This window comes from Agromyces protaetiae (assembly GCF_030866785.1).
GTDB classification, from domain to species: Bacteria; Actinomycetota; Actinomycetes; order Actinomycetales; family Microbacteriaceae; genus Agromyces; species Agromyces silvae.
In genome coordinates this window covers 3,744,857-3,762,739 of the sequence record NZ_CP133018.1, presented here as the reverse complement: position 1 = coordinate 3,762,739, position 17,883 = coordinate 3,744,857, and the positions used below count along the sequence as shown (strand labels likewise).

Annotated in this window: 14 protein-coding genes; 8 read left to right on the top strand and 6 right to left on the bottom strand. The window is 70.2% G+C overall.

Annotated elements, in window-relative coordinates; all coding sequences use genetic code 11:
• The first annotated feature begins 10 nt into the window (after positions 1-10).
• Positions 11-811, top strand: a complete 801-nt coding sequence (locus QU602_RS17200) for an ABC transporter permease (protein WP_308797674.1) — start codon at positions 11-13, stop codon at positions 809-811.
• 31 nt (positions 812-842) lie between these two features.
• Here QU602_RS17200 and QU602_RS17195 read toward each other — a convergent pair whose 3' ends face one another.
• Both QU602_RS17195 and QU602_RS17190 read right to left on the bottom strand, forming a co-directional pair.
• A complete protein-coding gene (locus QU602_RS17195; RefSeq protein ID WP_308797673.1) occupies positions 843-2,456 on the bottom strand; it encodes an alpha/beta fold hydrolase in 1,614 nt (537 codons plus the stop codon).
• A 125-nt stretch (positions 2,457-2,581) separates the two neighbouring features.
• Positions 2,582-4,321, bottom strand: coding sequence for an alpha/beta hydrolase (locus QU602_RS17190; RefSeq protein WP_308797672.1), 1,740 nt, complete (start codon positions 4,319-4,321; stop codon positions 2,582-2,584).
• 230 nt (positions 4,322-4,551) lie between these two features.
• Between QU602_RS17190 and QU602_RS17185 the strand changes: the two genes are divergently transcribed.
• Positions 4,552-5,154 (top strand): small multidrug efflux protein, encoded by a 603-nt coding sequence (locus QU602_RS17185; protein WP_308797671.1) that lies wholly within the window; start codon positions 4,552-4,554, stop codon positions 5,152-5,154.
• A 28-nt stretch (positions 5,155-5,182) separates the two neighbouring features.
• Here QU602_RS17185 and QU602_RS17180 read toward each other — a convergent pair whose 3' ends face one another.
• Positions 5,183-5,590, bottom strand: coding sequence for a RidA family protein (locus QU602_RS17180; RefSeq protein ID WP_308797670.1), 408 nt, complete (start codon positions 5,588-5,590; stop codon positions 5,183-5,185).
• Positions 5,591-5,705: 115 nt separating this feature from the next.
• Positions 5,706-6,329, bottom strand: a complete 624-nt coding sequence (locus QU602_RS17175; RefSeq protein WP_308797669.1) for a TetR/AcrR family transcriptional regulator — start codon at positions 6,327-6,329, stop codon at positions 5,706-5,708.
• A gap of 227 nt (positions 6,330-6,556) precedes the next feature.
• Between QU602_RS17175 and QU602_RS17170 the strand changes: the two genes are divergently transcribed.
• Entirely contained in the window at positions 6,557-9,274 is a 2,718-nt protein-coding gene (locus QU602_RS17170; protein ID WP_308797668.1) for an ExeM/NucH family extracellular endonuclease, read from the top strand.
• A gap of 430 nt (positions 9,275-9,704) precedes the next feature.
• On the opposite strand, the gene QU602_RS17165 is transcribed toward QU602_RS17170, so the two are convergent.
• Entirely contained in the window at positions 9,705-10,490 is a 786-nt protein-coding gene (locus QU602_RS17165; RefSeq protein WP_308797667.1) for a MarR family winged helix-turn-helix transcriptional regulator, read from the bottom strand.
• Between the two features lie 553 nt (positions 10,491-11,043).
• Between QU602_RS17165 and QU602_RS17160 the strand changes: the two genes are divergently transcribed.
• Positions 11,044-11,385: a MarR family winged helix-turn-helix transcriptional regulator gene (locus QU602_RS17160; protein ID WP_308797666.1), complete on the top strand. Its 342-nt coding sequence runs from the start codon at positions 11,044-11,046 to the stop codon at positions 11,383-11,385.
• 392 nt (positions 11,386-11,777) lie between these two features.
• On the opposite strand, the gene QU602_RS17155 is transcribed toward QU602_RS17160, so the two are convergent.
• Positions 11,778-13,139: an MFS transporter gene (locus QU602_RS17155; RefSeq protein WP_308797665.1), complete on the bottom strand. Its 1,362-nt coding sequence runs from the start codon at positions 13,137-13,139 to the stop codon at positions 11,778-11,780.
• A gap of 317 nt (positions 13,140-13,456) precedes the next feature.
• Between QU602_RS17155 and QU602_RS17150 the strand changes: the two genes are divergently transcribed.
• The 4 genes from QU602_RS17150 (at position 13,457) to QU602_RS17135 (ending at position 17,873) form a co-directional block, all read left to right on the top strand.
• Positions 13,457-14,434, top strand: coding sequence for a Gfo/Idh/MocA family protein (locus tag QU602_RS17150; RefSeq protein ID WP_308797664.1), 978 nt, complete (start codon positions 13,457-13,459; stop codon positions 14,432-14,434).
• Between the two features lie 4 nt (positions 14,435-14,438).
• Complete coding sequence (locus QU602_RS17145; RefSeq protein ID WP_308797663.1) at positions 14,439-15,368, top strand: ABC transporter permease; 930 nt, start codon at positions 14,439-14,441, stop codon at positions 15,366-15,368.
• Positions 15,365-16,273, top strand: a complete 909-nt coding sequence (locus tag QU602_RS17140; protein WP_308797662.1) for an ABC transporter permease — start codon at positions 15,365-15,367, stop codon at positions 16,271-16,273. The genes QU602_RS17145 and QU602_RS17140 overlap by 4 nt, the downstream gene beginning before the upstream one ends.
• Positions 16,274-16,343: 70 nt before the next feature.
• The gene (locus QU602_RS17135) at positions 16,344-17,873 is read left to right on the top strand and encodes an ABC transporter substrate-binding protein (RefSeq protein ID WP_308797661.1); all 1,530 of its coding nucleotides are present in this window, start codon (positions 16,344-16,346) and stop codon (positions 17,871-17,873) included.
• Positions 17,874-17,883: the final 10 nt, after the last annotated feature.

Below are 17,883 nucleotides of genomic sequence, written 5' to 3'. Positions count from 1 at the left end.
GGAGCGACGGATGCGTCTGAGCAGAGCTGCCCGGATCACACTCGGTGTCGTGACCGGCCTGATCCTGGTCGTCGTCTATGTGCCGCTGGTCGTGGTGCTCGTGAACTCGTTCTCGACCTCGACCTCGCTGACCTGGCCGCCGCCGGGGTTCACGCTCGAGTGGTGGGCGCGCGCGTTCCAGAGCCAGGGGGCCATGGAGGCGGTCGCGACGAGCGTCGTGGTGGCGCTCATCGCGACCGCCATCTCGCTCGTGCTCGGGACGCTCATCTCGCTCGCGCTGCAGCGGTTCGCGTTCTTCGGGCGCGATGCGATCAGCCTGCTCGTGATCCTGCCGATCGCGTTGCCGGGCATCATCACGGGCATCGCGCTGAACAACTTCTTCCGCACGATCATGGGCGTGCCGCTGTCGATCTGGACGGTCGTGATCGCACACGCCACGTTCTGCATCGTGACCGTGTTCAACAATGTGATCGCGCGGCTGCGCCGGCTCGGCACGAGCCTCGAGGAGGCGTCGGCGGATCTCGGGGCCGGGGTGTGGACGACGTTCCGGCTGGTGACGTTCCCGCAGCTGCGGTCGGCGCTGCTCGCGGGCGGACTGCTCGCGTTCGCGCTGAGCTTCGACGAGATCATCGTGACGACGTTCACCGCGGGCTCGGGGGTGACGACGCTGCCGATCTTCATCCTGAACAACATGTTCCGGCCGAATCAGGCGCCCGTCGTGTCGGTGATCGCCGTGGTGCTCGTCCTGGTGTCGATCATCCCGATCGCGATCGCGCAGCGCCTCTCGGGCGCAGAGGAGGCACGCAAGTAGCGCGGAGGAGGCACGCAAGTAGCGGAGCCGGTCACAGCGTGCACGTCGGGGCCTCGTCGGGCAACTCGAGATCGATGAGATAGGTCGCGGCGATCTCGTCGACGCATGCGCTGGCTCCCCGTGCGACGACCGTGTGGCCGCCGCCCTCGACGGTCAGGAGTGTGCTCCCGAGCGTCTCGGCGAGCGCGATGCCGTTCGCGTGCGGGGTCGTGGGGTCGCCCGTGATGGAGATGACGAGTGTGCCGGGCAGCCCTTCGATGTCCTGTGCGTAGGGGATCCCGAGCTCGCCATGCGCCGGGAAGTCGGCGCACTTGTCGCGCAGCGGCCCGTCGGCTGGTGCGCCCGGGTCCATGATCGGGACCTGCGCGAAGGTGTCGGTGCGGAGTTCGACGAGCTCGTCCGGTGTGAGCAGATCCTCATCGACGCAGTTGATCGCGAGGGAGGCATCCACCTGGTTCGAGCTCTCGCCGTCCGCCGAGACCCCGCCCAGCCCGTTCGCCAGCGCGAGCAGCTGGTCACCACGTCCCTGCTGCACCTCGCGGAGGCCGTCGGCGATCAGCGGCCAGAGCTCAGGGAGGTACAGGCCGGCCATGACCCCGCTGATGGCCAGGTTGAAGTCGAGCTCGGTGTCCGCGGCCGGGACCGGGTTCGCACCGAGCGGCTGGATGATGGATTGCAGCGTCGGGGTCCATCCGGCTGGGTCGGTTCCCAGCGGGCAGTCCGCCTCGGCGGCGCACGCCGCAGCCATGGCGTCGAATGCGCTCTGGAAGCCGACGTACGAGGCCAGCAGACGATCCTGCGAGCTCAGGTCGGGGTCGAATGCGCCGTCGAGCACCATGGCGCGGACGCGGTTCGGGAACTGCTCGGCGTAGACGGCGCCGAGGCGGGTGCCGTAGCTCTGCCCGAGGAAGTTCAGCTCGTCCTCGCCGAGTGCCTCGCGGAGGACGTCCATGTCGTTCGCGGTGGTGCGTGTGCCCACGTGCGCGAGCGCGTCCATACCTCCCGAACCGTCGGCGCACCGCTCGGCGAGGGCCGTCGTGTCGGCCTCGGTCAACGACGGCGTGACGGAGCCGAGCTGCTGCAGCAGCGCTGCGGCCTCGGGCGAGTCATCGGTGAGGCGACAGTCCACGGCGGGCTCGGTCGCGCCGACGCCCCGCGGGTCGAACCCTACGAGGTCGAACCGCTCGGTGATGGCGCTCTCCGACATGAGTGCGGATGCCGCGACGGTACCGATCAGCCCGGATCCGCCAGGGCCGCCCGGATTGAACAGCAGCGGCCCAAGCGACTCGCCGCGCGCCGGGATACGAACGACCGCCACCGAGGCGGTGGCGCCCTCACGGTCGGCGTAGTCCATGGGTACTTCGAGGCGGGCGCATTCCGCGGTGGGCACCGCCGCGAAGACCTCGTCGTCCTGCGCGGTGGTGGCGTAGTCCTCGCATCCCTCCCAGGCGAGCTCCTGGGTGTCGAATCGGTCGATCGGCCGATTGCGCGGGTCGTCGGCGGGCACGCCGCCGGGCGCGGTGCACGCCGCCAGGACGGCGGTGAGGGCTGCGACGGCGGCGATCAGGGGCAGTCGGCCGAGTGGCCGGCCGCCGGGCCGGCGGCGGGGAACAGGTCGTGGCTGGAGCTGATCGGAACGATGCATGAGGAGCAGCACACACTGTGTCCCCACCACACGGTCAAGTCTGCTCGCCCTCGCACGCGACCGTGGTCCCGAGCACACCACTGCTTCCGCACGGCCATGGGCGGGCCCCCGGCGCCGCCGGCGTCTCACGTCGCGGGGTCGATGATCACGGCGGTCTCCGCCGGAGTCGCCGGGTCGACCACCGCGGGTCCGTCGTGTTCCGCGTCGCCGCGCAGCGGCGCCCAGGACTCGAACGTCCTCTGCTCGAGCGGGAGCGGTTTCGCGGGGGCGACGATCGTCCCGGATGGACGCTCGCCGCCGAGCAGGAACTCGATCAACGGCTCGTCCACCTCGGCGGTGTTGTAGGGGAACACGCCGTGGACGCCTTCATTGTCGACCACGAGCGAGGTGGCGTCGGGAAGCGCCGCCACCAGGTCGCGTCCCTGCTCCCACGGCGTGAGCGCATCGAGCTCGCTCTGCACCACGATCGTCGCCGGGAAGTTGCTCGCGATCGGAGGCATCTTGACCTCGGTCGGCCAGAACGCGCACATCGGCGCCGTGTCGACGCGGCGCAGCTGGGCAGCCAGCGGCGAGGCTTCCGCGGTCTGTTCGTTGGCCTCCGCCCAGTACGACGAGCCCTGGGTCCATTGCCCGTCGGCGCATCGGGAGTAGTCGAAGGCGCTCGGGAGGCTCGACTCGACGAGTCCAGTCTCGGGATCCGCCACGGGTTGAGTGGTCGAGGTCTCGACCGCTGCCAGGACGGCGGGCCGGTCGGCCTCGGGCAGGACGGCGGTATCCATCCGCTCGATCGTCCGGACCGCGCGTTCCGGCGCGGTCCCCGGCAGTCCCGACTCCCCGTCCGCGATGAGCTGGACCACCACCTCACCCGCGATCGGGTACAGCACGTTCTTGTTGAACGCGGTGACGGCGCCGGTCGCGGACCACACGAGATACGCGGCATCGTCGGCCTCGGTGCCGGCCGTCGCCTCGAAGTACCGGTCGAGGATCGCCTCGGGGTCGGTGCCCAGGCCGTAGACGGCGTCGTTCCGCGCGAGCCAGTTCATCATGTGGATCTCGAAGTGCCGGTCGATGGCGCGGGACTGGTCCGTGAAACTCTTCTCGTAGGTCGGACTCGAGCCGTCGATCACCGAGTCCAGGACCATCCGGTCGATGTTCTCGGCGAACAGGTTGCCGAACCACGTCCCGAGCCACGTGCCATAGGAGTAGCCGAGGTACGACACGGTCTCGGCTCCCAGCAGGTGCCGGATGAGGTCCATGTCGTACGCGATCTGCTCGCTCGTCATGGTGGCGAAGTCTGCGTGCTGCGAGCACGCCTCCCCGGCCGCACGCGCGTCGGCGGCCGCACCCCCGGCTGCGTCGTACTCGTACTCGCACACCACGCTGCTCGACTGTCCGAGACCGCGCTGGTCGAAGCTCACGTAGTTCGTCGTCGGCCGCAGCTCGGGCGTCGCGTGCTGCGTGGTGGCCGCGAAGGACAGCCCGCTGAACGGGCCACCGGGGTGCAAGAACAGCGTCGTGGCGCTCTCGGCGCCGGCCTCGACGTTGCGGGCCTGTGAGATCTCCACGTCCCAGGTCGCCGGCGAGGTGCTGTCGTGCCAGTCCCTGGGCACCTGTACCGTCGCGCACTCGACGTTCGATACGTCGACGTCAGGGAGGGGCGCCGTGATCGGGTCGGAGAAGTCGCATGCGTGCCAGTCGAGCGTCTGCGACGCGAGCGGTCCGGCCAGCTGCTCGATGTCCGGCGTCGCCGAAGCCGTCGCTGAAGGCGCCGGCGAGTCCGTGCCCGTGATCCCGACGACCACGATCGCGACTGCAGCTATCGCGGCCACCGCCGCGATGACGGCGCCCCAGATCGTGCGCCGCAATGTTCTGCGGTGCTCGGACGAGGTGGGACGCGAGGATTCGGTGGGGTGTCGGCGATGCATGACGAGCAGCACACACCATGTTCCAGGCACACGGTCAAGGCCGACCTCGTGGCCGCTGCCCTCGCCCGGGCTTCACGTCGTACCGGTTTCCTGAATGACTTGACTCTGTTCTAAGAACATGGTTTTTACTCGACTTCGTTCAGAGAGATCGAATCGAGAAAGGGAAACCCATGTCCAGTCCGTACGAAGGTCTTCAGAACTTCGTAGATCAATTGCCCGAGGTCGTTCAGCCGCTGATCGTGGCCGGTCTCGGCATGATCCCCTATGTCGAGGGTGAGGGCTCGGCCGCGCTGGGCATCCTCGTCGGCATCAATCCCATCGTGGCGGCGCTGGCGGGCATTGCGGGCAACCTGCTGAGCGTGATCCTGGTCGTGCTGCTCAGCTCGAAGGTGCGGGAATCGGTCGTCGCCCGTCGTGCCGCCAGAGCCGCCGACGCGAAGGCCGGCGCCGAGGTCGGTACCGAGGCGAGCGCCGACGCCGGAACGGCGACCATGACCGAGGATCGCCCCGCGGGCGAACCGTCCGGCGACGCCAAGGAGACTCGCCGGTCCAAGGGGCGCAGGAAGCTGGGTGCCTGGATGGTGCGGTTCGGCGTCCCAGGTGCCAGCATCCTGGCCCCGTGGGTGCTTCCCACGCAGCTGACCGCCGCGTTCTTCGTCGCCTCCGGCGTGAAGAAGGGGTGGGTCATCCTGTGGCAGGCGGTGGCCATCGTGCTCTGGACGGGCTTGGTCGCCGCGGCCGCCCTCGGGGTGGTCAGCCTCCTCGGCTGGTGAGCACCCCGAGGGTGGCTCGATCGTCGGGTCAGTTCAGGACGGCTGTGGCTTCGATCTCCACGAGGAGCTCGGGGGTCCACAGCGCCTGAACGCCGATCACGGTGATGGGCGGCAATGGCGAGCTGAAGCCTTCGGATTCTTGAGCGCGTGACGCGCCCTCCCAGAGGTCGCTTGCCATGTCCTGCGTCCAGCCGACGACGTAGAACGTCATTCGTGCGATGTCGCTGACGTCGCCGCCGGCGCCCGTGACTCCGGTCGCGACGTTCTGGAGTGCGGAATGGACCTGGCCCGCGAGATCGGCCGCGGTCGGCTCGCCCGCGGGTGTCACCGAGGCCTGTCCGGCGAGCAGCAGCAGGCGTGTTCCGGTCGCCAGAGCGACTGGCGCATAGTCGGACTGCTGGAGCAGGCCGTCGGGGTGGCTGAGGTGCACGGTCATCCGGATCTCCTTCGAACGCGATCACGGCGTCGGGCGACGCCTCGGCCGAGTTTAGCACTGCTAAATTAGAGGGTGACCAGGCAGAGTTCCAGCCGGTTCGGCAGGCCGCGACGCCTCAGGAGACGGAGTTCAGGACGAAGCGCACGTGCTGGTGCCGCAGGCGCTCCTGCTCCTCCTCGGGCAGCGTCGCCATGGGCGTGTCGATCAGCAGCATCGCCATCCCGTGGCACGCCGCCCACACATGGATCGAGGTCTCGCCGGTGTCGGCGTGCGTCTCGGTGACGGTGCCGGATCCAGCCCCCTTGCCTTGCCCGAAGTCCGCGACGGCCCGTTGCAAGACCTCGAACGCCGCCAGCCCCGCCCTCCCGCGGGCGGAGTCCGCAGGGTGCATGAGCTCCTCGATCGAGGAATTCAGGACGACCGCCTGGAAGAGGCCCCGATGGTCACGCGCGAACTGCAGGTAGCCGAAACACACCGCCGAGAGGTCCGACTCGTCAGTGCCCGCTCGGCTGGCGATCGCATCGACCAGGGCATCCGCGAGTGCAGCGGTGGCTCGGCGGCTCACCGCGAGCAGGAGGTCCGCACGGTCCTTGTAGTGCCAGTACGCCGTCGCGGCGGACACCCCTGCTCGACGTTGCACGTCGCGAAGTGACACGGCAGCCGGCCCCGACGCCGCGGTGAGGTCATAGGCGATGTCCAGGAGGCGGTGGGCGAGCTCGGACGGCGATGAGTCGTGCACCTCTCCATTGTCGGGTCGGAACGACCCGAGCGGTGGGTCGGGGTCGATGTCCCACGCGCGGGCGGATGCCTCGTGCGCAGATGTGCAGCAGAGGCATCCGCGCGCGCGAATACGCGCGTTCACCGGAACTTCGCGTGGCGAGGGCTTCCGGGGTGTCGGTGGGCGCCGCTAGCCTGACCCCAGTTCGGGGGGCGCAGGGCTCCCGCGTGTGAGCTGGGGAGTCGCGCATGCCTCGTTCTGTTCGTCGATCGACCGTGGCCGTGGTGGCCGCGACCGTGCTGGGGGCGGGGGTGCTCGCGGCTGCGCCGCCGGCGCTCGCCGCCGAGGCGGCGCTCCTCGAGCACCCCGTCATCAACGAGTTCTCCGCGAGCACCGCGGGCACCGACGTCGAATACGTCGAGGTGCTGGCCGCGCCGGGCGCAGACCTGAGCGGATACCGCGTGCTCGAGCTCGAAGGCGATGCGCCGGTGTTCGGCGTGGTCGACGAGGTGATCTCGTTCGGCGCACCCGACGCCGACGGGCGCGCGCTGGCCTCGCTGCCCGCCAATGCGCTCGAGAACGGCACGGTCAGCCTGCTGCTCGTCACGGGCGAGAGTTTCCCGGCGCCCGGCGCCGACCTCGACGCCGACGACGACGGGGTGATCGATGCGTCGGCGGGGCTCACGATCGTCGACTCGGTCGCGGTGCACGACGGCGGCGCGGGCGACCGCACCTACGGCCCGGTGACGCTCGGCGTCTCGTACGACGGGCAGCCGTTCGCGCCGGGTGGCGCGTCGCGCATCCCCGACGGCGTCGACACGGATGCCACAGGCGACTGGGTGCGCAACGACTTCGATCTCGCCGGCATCCCGGGCCAGACCGGCACGCTCGCCGACGGCGAGGCGTTGAACACGCCCGGGGCCGAGAACACGACTGAGGCGGGCGGCGGGCCCGATCCGGTCGAGGCCGACTGCGAGGCATCCGTCGTGTCCATCGGCTCGGTGCAGGGGACCGGTGACGTCTCGCCCGTCGTCGGCGCGACCGTCGAGATCGAGGGCGTCGTGGTGGGCGACTTCCAAGACGGCGGATTCGACGGGTATTACCTGCAGGATGCGGGCGACGGCGACCCGGCGACCTCCGACGGGGTGTTCGTGTATGCCCCGGGTGGCGCCGCGGTGACGTCAGGCGATGTGGTGCACGTCGTCGGCACGGTGGGCGAGTACTTCGGGCTCACACAGGTGACCGCGTCCGCGGTCGCGGTCTGCGAGACGGGTGCCGCATTGCCCGAGGCGACCGCACTCGAGCTGCCGCTCGACCCAGCCGCGCGCGAGGCGTACGAGGGCATGCTCGTGACGCTGCCGCAGACGCTGACCATCGGCGAGACCTTCGAGTACGGCCGGTACGGGCAGGTCTCGCTGAGCACCGGCCGGCTCGACCAGCCGACCGCGGTCGCCGTGCCGGGCTCGCCCGAGGCGGTCGCGATCGCCGAGGCGAACCTGCGCGACCAGATCGTGCTCGACGACGCGCGTGGCCGAGAGAACCCCGACCCCGCGATCCACCCGAACGGCGAACCGTTCACGCTCGAGAACACGTTCCGCAGTGGCGACCGCGTGACCGGGGCGACCGGTGTGCTCGACTACCGGTTCGACACGTGGGCGGTGCAGCCGACGCAGGGCGCCGAGTTCGAGGTCGCCAACCCGCGGCCGACGGTCCCCGAGGTGGGCGGCGATCTGAGGGTCGCGAGCTTCAACGTGCTCAACTACTTCACGTCGCTCGACGGTCGGGGCGCCGACACACCCGAAGAGTTCGAGCGGCAGCAGGCCAAGATCGTCGCGGCGCTGGCTGAGATCGACGCCGATGTCGTCGGCCTTATCGAGATCGAGAACAACGGCACCGCGGTGCAGGCCCTCGCCGATGCGCTCAACGCCATCGTCGGCGCGGGCACGTACGCGGCGATCGAGACGGGCGTGCTCGGCACCGACGAGATCACGACCGCGCTGATCTACAAGCCGGCCGCGGTCACGCCGCAGGGCGCGTTCGCGTCGCTCGACACCGCCGACGACCCGCGGTTCCTCGACGACTTCAACCGGCCGGCGCTCGCGCAGACGTTCGCCTCGGTCGTCACCGGGGAGACCGTCACGGTCGTGGTGAACCATCTGAAGTCGAAGGGCTCCGGCTGCGAGGCGGTGGGCGACCCGACCGACCCGAACGGGCAGGGCAACTGCAATGGTGTGCGCACCCAGGCCGCGGCCGCGATGGCCGATTGGCTCGCGGGCGACCCGACCGGGCAGGGCGCGGGGCGCGAGCTCATCATCGGCGACCTGAACGCGTACGACTACGAGGACCCGATCGCGACGCTGACCGCTGCGGGCTACACCGACCTCGTCAAGCAGTTCCAGGGCGAGCACGCGTACTCGTACATCTTCGACGGGTGGCTGGGCTACCTCGACCACGCGCTCGCGGGCACGGCGCTCGCGCCGTCGGTGACGGGGGCGGCGGTGTGGCACATCAATGCGGACGAGCCGAGCCTCATCGACTACGACATGACGTTCAAGCAACCCGCGCAGGACGCACTCTTCGCGCCCGACGCGTACCGGTCGAGCGATCACGACCCGGTCATCGTCGGCATCGCGCTCACGCCGCCCGACACGACGGCGCCCGAGCTCGACGTCGATGCGCACCCGAACCGCATCCTGATCCCGACGGGCGGCTGGCGGACCGTGAAGCTCGACGTCGACGCGTCGGATGACTCGGGCGAGGTGACGGTCGAGCTCGTGTCGGCCGAGGCGCACGGGTCGAGCCGGGCCGACATCCAGCAGCTCTCGGACACGAGGTTCAAGGTCCGTGCGGTGCTCCGCGGGTACTACACGTTCGAGTACCGCGCGACGGATGCCTCGGGCAACACCACGACCGCGACGGAGACCGTGAACATCGGCCTCCGCGGGCTCTGGCCGTTCGACCGGTAGATGCCGCGCGGCGCTGGCGCTGACGGTGGCGGTGGCGGTGGCGGCTGGCGTCGGGCGCTGACGTCAGGCGGTGGCGGCTGGCGTCGGGCGCTGACGTCAGGCGGTGGCGGCTGGCGGCCGGCGGTGGCGGATGGCGGTGGGCGGTGGCGTCGAACGCTGAGAACGCCGAGACAACGACGGACCGCCCGAGGATCTTTCGATCCTCGGGCGGTCCGTACGTATGCCCGGGTCCCGAGGGGGCACCGCGACGCCGAACCGTCGCGAGGCGTCGGCATTCGTGCGGATCCGCCGACGGCGACCCTTCGTTCCCGACAGTTCGACGAATGGTGTCGTCGGTCCGGACCCAGCTGTTCGGCGAACAGTCGCGGATGGTGGGTGTTCGCGCGGCGGACCCACCATCTGCGACCGTTCGATGCGGGGTTGGGGGCGGTCAGGCGTCGTGGTGCGGGCGGCGGTGGCCGTCGTGCACGTGGACGTGCACGTGCACGTCCTGACGCGGGTGCCGTGGCCCGTGGCCGAAGCGGCTGCGCGTGCCGAAGCGCTCACGAGAGTCGAAGTGCTCCCCCTCGCCGCGCTCGCCGAAGTCGCGCTCGCCGAAGCCGCGCTCGCCCAAGCCGTGGCCGCCGAAGTCGCGCTCGCCGAAACCGTGGCCGCCGAAGCGACCATGTGCGCCGAAGCGGCCGTGGCCGCCGAAACCGCCGTGGCGGCGGCCGAAGCCGCGCCCGCCGCGTCGTCCGCGCGGCATCGGCTGGGACTCGTCCCAACCGAGTTCGCGGGCGATGGCTTCGAGGGTCGCGACGGTGGTCGCGAGGTCTTCGGGGGAGACCGCGTGGGCGACTCGGGCGCGAACGGCGCCCACTCGCTCGCTCAACCGGTCGAGCGCCTCGCGGCCGGCGGGCGTGAGCGTGGGCGGCGTGCCCTCGACCCAGCCGCGCTCGGCGAGTCCATGCACGAGACCGGGCTTGGCCTCGAGCTTCGCGGCGAGGTGCTCGTCGCGGGCGGTGCCCGCGAGCAGGTTGAGCGCGCGCCACTCGCGGCGCGTGAGATCGTCGTCGGCGAGGACGCGCTCGATCTCCTCAGACAGGCGGCGGTCGACGAGCTTGAGCCAGAAGCCGAACGGGCGTCCGCCGGCGGACACGTCCGCCTCCGTCGCCTCGGTCGGAGCGGTCGGCTCGTCGTGGTGTTCAGGTTCAGGGATCTGCTGATCGCTGGTCATGATGGTTCCTTTCTCGGTGCACCCTCGGGTGCCCGGCGCGCGATGCGCGGATCTGACATTTGCATGTCACATGACATGTATATGTACAATGACATGTATGTCAGGTCCGGGTCAAGCTCCGCACGGCGAATCCTCAGACTCGAACCCGATCGACGCCATCGAGGCGGCCCTCGACGCGTTCCGCGGAGGCCGGGGCGGTCCGGGTCGCCCGGGCGGGCCCGGTGGTCCCGGTGGTTCCGGTGGTCCCGGTGGTCCCGGTGGTTCCGGTGGTTCCGGTGGTCCCGGAGGCACGGGGGGGCCGTGGAGCCCGGGCGGTCCCTGGGGCGGCCGAGGCCGAGGCCCGGAGGGCTCGTCGCCTCACCCGGGCGCGTTTCGCGGGCGCGGTACGTGGTCGAGCGGGAGCGACCACGACGCGCAGGACGCGCACGACGACGCGCACGACGCGCACGGCACTCACGACGCCGAACCATCCGAAGATCGGCACGCGTTCGGCCCGCACGGCGGTCTCGGCCCGGGGGGATTCGGCCCGGGGGGCGGGTTCGGGCTCGGCCGAGTGGGCGGCCGCGCGGCCTTTCGCCTGGTCGCGGTCCTCGCTGCGAACGGGCCGGAATCGATCAGTCAACTCGCCGACGCGATCGGCGTCGACCAGCCCCGCGCGAGTCGGCTCGCTCAGGCGGCGATCGCCGCCGGTCACGTCCGGCGCGAGGTCGACCCCAATGACGCGCGGCGGAGCATCCTGAGCGTGACCGATGCCGGCCGTGCGATGCTCACCGCCGCGGTCTCCCACCGCCGGGCCGCCATCGAAACCGCTCTCGCCGGTTTCACGGACGCCGAGCGCGCCGAGTTCGCCGCCCTCTTCTCTCGATTCGTCGAGGCGTGGCCCCACCACCGCTGATCACACATGCCAGGTCCGGTTGCCCGTACCACCGCCGACATGCGACGCTGCCGTCGACCGCCCGGGATGGAGCGGTGCGTCGGCCGTGGCGCTCCTGGGCGCTCGGGCACGGCGGGCGTTGGTGTGCCTGAACGCGGCTGACCCGCGCTGAATGGTCCGAGGCGACCGGTTCGCGGTCCCGTGCAAGACGCTCGAGGCGAGGGGGCGCTCCGAATCACGGGTGCCATTCCCTGTTCGCGTATGCCAGTTCCGCCTCGATTGAGGCGCAACTGGCATACGCGAATCGCACCACGCCTGCCCAGTCCGCGAGGGCGGTCGAACGCGTGGTGGCAGCGATTCGGCTCGTGAGCGAGATCGGAGCTCGCGATGCGTGCACACGTCGGAGCATCCGATCAGCGCGCGACAGGCGCCGACTTCACCGGGATGAACAGCACCAGGCCGAGGGCGAGGACGAGGACGATGCCGAGGATGCCGAAGTAGGGCGCGCCGCCGATCGCCACGAACACCGCGAACGCCATCGGCGCGAGGAAGCTCACGGCCCGTCCGGTCGTCGCGTAGAGGCCGTAGATCTCGCCCTCGCGCCCGGGCGGGATGAGTCTGCCGAGGAACGTGCGGCTCGCCGACTGCGCCGGCCCGACGAAGAGGCAGAGCGCGAGGCCGGCGATCCAGAACACGAGCTTCCCGGCGTCGTGGAGCACGAAGATGAGCGTCGCCGACACGACGAGGCCGATGAGCGCGGTGATGATGACGGGCTTTGCGCCGAGGCGGTCGTCGAGTGCCCCCACGGCGATCGTGGACACCCCGGCGACCACGTTCGCCGCGATGGCGAACACGATTACCTCGCCGGGCGAGAACCCGAACACCGACCCCGCGAGCACCCCACCGAACGTGAAGACGCCGGCCAGCCCGTCACGGAACACCGCGCTCGAGAGGAGGAACCAGAGCACGTTCCGCTGCTCGCGCCAGAGCCGGGCGATGTCGCGGCCGAGCCGCGCGTAGGAGGCGAGGAATCCGATGCGCTCGCGGCGCATCGCGGCCGGCGGCCGGAACTCGGGCACGGAGAACAGCACCGGCAGCGCGAACACCGCGAACCAGGCCGCGGCGACCACCATGGTCACCCGCACGTCGAGTCCGTCGTCGCCCGTGATGCCGAACAGCCCGACCTCCGGCTGGATGAGGCCGAAGTACACGATGAGCAGCAGCACGATGCCGCCGACATACCCCATGCCCCAGCCGAAACCGGAGACCTTGCCGATCGTCGCGGGCGTCGAGACCTGCCTGAGCATCGCGTTGTAGTTCACGCCCGCAAACTCGAAGAACACGTTGCCGACGGCGAGCAGAACGAGCCCCAGCAGCAGGAACGACGGCTCGGGTCGCACGAAGAACATGCCGAACGTGCACGCGACCACGAGGGCGGTGTTGATCGCGAGCCAGAACTTCCGGCGCCCGCTGGTGTCGGATCGTTGCCCGGTGACGGGCGCGAGCACGGCCACCACGAGCCCTGCGGCGGCGAGCGCCCAACCGAGCTGGGACTCCACGGCGCCCGCCGGCCCGAACGATCCGCTCGAGAGGTACACCGTGAACACGAACGTCGTCACGACCGAGTTGAACGACGCCGAGCCCCAGTCCCAGAGCCCCCAGGCGAGCACACGGCTGCGGCGGATGCCCGCGTCGCCGGGTGCGCCGGAGTCGCCAGCGGTGCGCGTCGCCGAGCGCGCGGATGCCTCGGATGCCGAGGTGGTGGGGTCGGTCATGTCGGCAGTCTCATTCCGTCGGGTGGCGGGTGCCACTCCACTGGGTGAATGGCTGGTGACGGATGTCACCCGCCGGAGTCGTCGCCCACGATCAGCAGTGGTCGCGTCTCGAACGATACGCCCGCATGCGACCGCGGCGGACGCAACCCGCGGCTCCCGAACGATCAGCCGCCCACCTCCCCGACGAGTCCGGATGGCACCAGCCCATCGTCTGATCGGGTGGCGAGGCATCCAGGTTGACAAGCCGCGCCATCATGCTTATAACTGTTCTCTAGTTGTATAAACAAATCAGCCCGCGGTATACGCAAGGTGGGGACATGGATGTCTTGAAGATGGCGGTCGTCGGCGTCGGAGTGCAGGGCAAGCTGCACGCCGAGACGCTCGCCGGCATGCCGAACGTCGAACTGGTCGGCGTGGCCGACCTGAGCGACCGCAATCGCGAATGGGCCGAGCAGACGCTGGGCGTGCGCGCGACCTCGTCGATCGCCGACCTCTTCCCCGAGATCGACGCGGTCAGCATCTGCATGCCCGACCATCTCCACGAACAGATCACGATCGAGGCCCTCGAGGCCGGCAAGCGCGTGCTGCTCGAGAAGCCAATGGCGGTCACCACCGAGAGCTGCGATCGCATCCTCGACGCGCTGGAACGGCCGGACGACCTCATGATCGGGCACATCCTGCGATTCGACCCTCGCGTGATCCGGGCCCGGGAACTCGTGCAGTCCGGCGAGCTCGGCGAGATCTGGCACGTCAAGGTGTGGCGATGCACGTCGCAGGCGGTCGGGGCCGGCATCTGGGACCGGACCTCGGTCGCGTGGTTCCTCGGGATCCACGACATCGATCTGGTGCGCTTCGTCACCGGGCTCGAGGCGGAGGTCGTGCACGCGTCGGGCCGCAAGGTGCTGTCGCCGAGCTACGACGTCGTGCACGCGACCCTCGATCTCAGCAACGGGGGCCTGCTCAGCATGGAGAACAACTGGACGCTCCCGCACGGGCGCCCGTCCCGCGCCGACGCCGGCCTGCGCATCATCGGCGAGCGCGGCAGCGTCGAGGTGAGTCTCAGCCACAACGATCTGCTGCACGTCGATCGCGACGCGGCCGGCGGCAATTACCGCGACACGTACTTCTGGCCGAGCCCGAGCGGGGAGGGCGCCTTCAACCTCAAGTCCGAGCTCGACGCCTTCGTCACCTCGGCCCGCACGGGCGGACCCACGCCGGTCAGCGGCGCCGACGGCCGCGCGGCCGTGCAGGTCGTCGAGGCGATCGAGGCGGCACTCGACGACGCCGGGCGATAGCCCCATGCTGTCCTTCATCGCCCGGCGCGCGGGTCACTCGCTGATCGTCATCCTCGGCGCCGCGACGATCGTGTTCTTCGCGATGCGGCTGATCCCCGGTGATCCGGCGCGCGTGCTCCTCGGCCCCGATGCGACGAACGACGCCGTCGAGGCGCTCCGGGAACGCAACGGGCTCGATGCGCCGATCGGGGTGCAGTACCTCAGCTTCCTGACCAGGCTGGTGACGTTCGACCTCGGCGACTCGTTCCGGCTCGGAGAGTCCGCGGCGAGCCTCGTCGGCGAGGCGTTCGTCGCGACGGCGGCGCTCGCGCTGGCCGCGACGGCCATCGCCGTGGTCATCGGGTTCCCGCTCGGCATCGCGGCCGCGCTGCGGCCGCGCGGGGTCGTCGACCGGATCGTCTCGGTGCTCTCGATGGTCACGCAGGCGATTCCGACGTTCTGGGTCGGCATCATGCTGATCCTCATCTTCGCCCGGGTGCTGCATGTCCTTCCGAGCTACGGCGCCTCGACGCCGCAGGCGATGATCCTGCCCGCGGTCGCACTCTCACTCCCCTTGCTGAGCGTCATCGTGCGGCTCGTGCGCTCGGGCATGCTCGAGGTGCTGCAGGAGGACTACGTGGTCACCGCGCGTGCGAAGGGATTCGGCGAAGGCCGGGTCATCGGCTGGCACGCCCTGCGGAACATGCTGATCCCCGTCGTCACGGTGGTCGCCCTCGAGTTCGGCGGGCTCCTGGGCGGTGCCGTCATCGTCGAGACCGTCTTCGCCTGGCCGGGCGTCGGGCGACTCATGACCGACGCGATCGCCGCGCGCGACTACACCGTGGTGCAGGCCTGCATCCTCTCGGTCGCCGTCGTGTTCGTCGCCGTCAACTTCCTGGTGGACGTCGCCTACGGACGGCTCGATCCGCGGGTGCGAGCGAAGGGCCGATCGTGACGACGCAACTCACCACCACCCCCGGACTCGTCCCGACCGCGCTGCCGGCGGACGCCGTCGCCGCGGGTCGTCGTCGTCGCTCGATGCTGCTGCTCGCCTTCCCGCTCGCGGTGATCGGCGTGTACGTGCTGGTCGCGCTCATCGGCCCCCTCTTCATGCCGGCCGACGTGCAGAGCACGAACGTGGCCGACCGTCTGCTCGCACCGGGCAGCGTCACCTCGAACGGCACGGTCGCGCTGCTCGGCACCGATCAGGTCGGCCGCGATCTGCTCAGCCAGATCGTGCTGGGGGCGCGCGTCTCGCTCGTGGTCGGCGCGCTGAGCCTGCTGATCGCCGGCGTGATCGGCACCGTGCTCGGCCTCCTCGCCGGATACTTCGGCGGCGTGCTCGACACCGTCGTCATGCGGGTGGCCGACATCCAGCTGGCGTTCCCCTCCATCCTGCTCGCGGTGTTCATCGCGGCGGTGCTCGGCCCGAGCGTGACGAACGTCATCCTGACGCTCGCGATCACCAACTGGCCGGCGTTCGCCAGAGTGGCGCGCGGGCAGGCCCTCGCCACTCGCGACCGGGACCATGTCAACGCCGCGCGCACCCTCGGCGCGACCGACGGCTTCGTCATCAGGCACTCGATCCTTCCGGTCGTGCTGAGCCCGGTGCTCGTCATCGCGACCGTGCAGTTCGGTCTCGTGGTCGTCGCCGAATCGTCGCTCAGCTTCCTCGGCCTCGGCGTGCCCATCAACACCCCGAGCTGGGGCGCGACCATCGCGAACGGCCGGGACTACCTCGACACCGCGTGGTGGATCTCGGCGATGCCCGGCATCGCGCTCGTCATCCTCGTCACCGCGGCCGGCATCGTCGGCGACCGGGTCCGCGACATCCTCGACCCGCGGAGCGTCACGCGATGACCGATCCACCCCTGACCACCCCTCCTGCACCATCCCACCCACGACACCCTCGAGAAGCGGAGCACACCTCGTGAAGAAGCACACACGTATGACGGCGCTGGGAGCATCGTTGCTCGCAGCCGCCCTCGCCCTGACCGGCTGCGCGTTCGGCGGCGACGACGGCGGCACCGGCGGCGACGCCGGCGCAGACGACGCGATCCTCCGGGTCGCCAACCCGACGCCGATCGCGTCGCTCGACCCGCTCGGTGCGAACTCGGCGGATCTGCCGACGCTCGCCGTCACGCAGATGGTGTTCGAGACGCTGGTCGCCCGGGTCGACGGTGAGTTCGAGCCGCGCCTCGCGACCAGCTGGGAGAACCCGGACCCGCTCACGTGGGAGTTCACCATCGCCGACGACGTGGAGTTCGCCGACGGGACGCCGGTCACCTCGGCCGACGCGAAGGCATCGCTCGACCAGCTGATCGCGAACGAAGGCCCGCTCGTGAGCACATGGGCGGCGGTGGAGACCGTCGAGGCGCCCGACGACACGACGCTGCGGATCACGACGAGCGACCCGCTCGGCACGGTGCTGAGCAACCTCGCCCTGCTGCCGGTCGTGCCGGCGGACAAGGTCGCCGACGCCGACTTCTTCGCGGCGCCGTACGGCAGCGGGCCCTTCGTCGTCACCTCGTTCACGCCGAGTCAGCAGGTCGAGCTCGAGCGCAACGACAACTACCACGGCGCGACGCCGGATCTCGCGGGCCTCCGCTACGAGTACATCCCCGAGGTGTCCGGTCGCATCACGGCGCTGCAGAACGATGAGATCGACGCGACATGGGGCCTGCCCGCCGACCAGCTCGCGAGCGTCGAGGGCAACGCCGATCTGACCGTGGAGAGCTACCCGACCTACGGCAACTACTACATCTGGTTCAACAGCTCTCGTGAGCCGTTCACCGACGTCCGCGTGCGCCAGGCGCTCTGGCACGCGATCGACCTGGAGGCGATCGCCCCGGCCCTGTTCGAGGGCGTCGGCGAGGTCGCGGAGGGCCCGATCCCGGAGGCCGTGTTCGGTTCGGCCGCGCAGTCGCCGTACGACTACGACCCCGAGAAGGCGAAGGCGCTGCTGGCCGAGGCGGGATACCCGGACGGGATCAGCACCACCATGATGTGGAGTGCCGGATGCTGCGCCGCGGGCGACCAGTTCGCCGAAGCCATGATCAGCGACTGGGCGAAGGTCGGCATCACGGTCGAGCCGCAGCGCCTCGAGCGCGCGGTCTGGCTGGACCGCCTGCTCGCGCTCGACTGGGACTCGACCATGAGCACGGGGAGCACGATCACGGGCGACGCCGACTTCACCCTCGCCCGGCTGTACCTGTCGACGGCGAACCGCATGGGGTACGCCAACCCCGAGCTCGACGAGCTGCTGCTCGCGGCGCGCGCCGAGCTCGACCAGGAGCGCCGTGCCGAGCTGTACGCGGATGCGGGCGAGATCATCTGGAACGACGCGGTCGGCATCTTCCCGCTGGACCTCACGAGCAACGTGGTGCTCCGGTCGGACGTCAGCGGATTCGTGCCCACCCCGAACGATCTGCCGAACTTCGCCGGCGTGACGATCGACTAGGACGCGCATC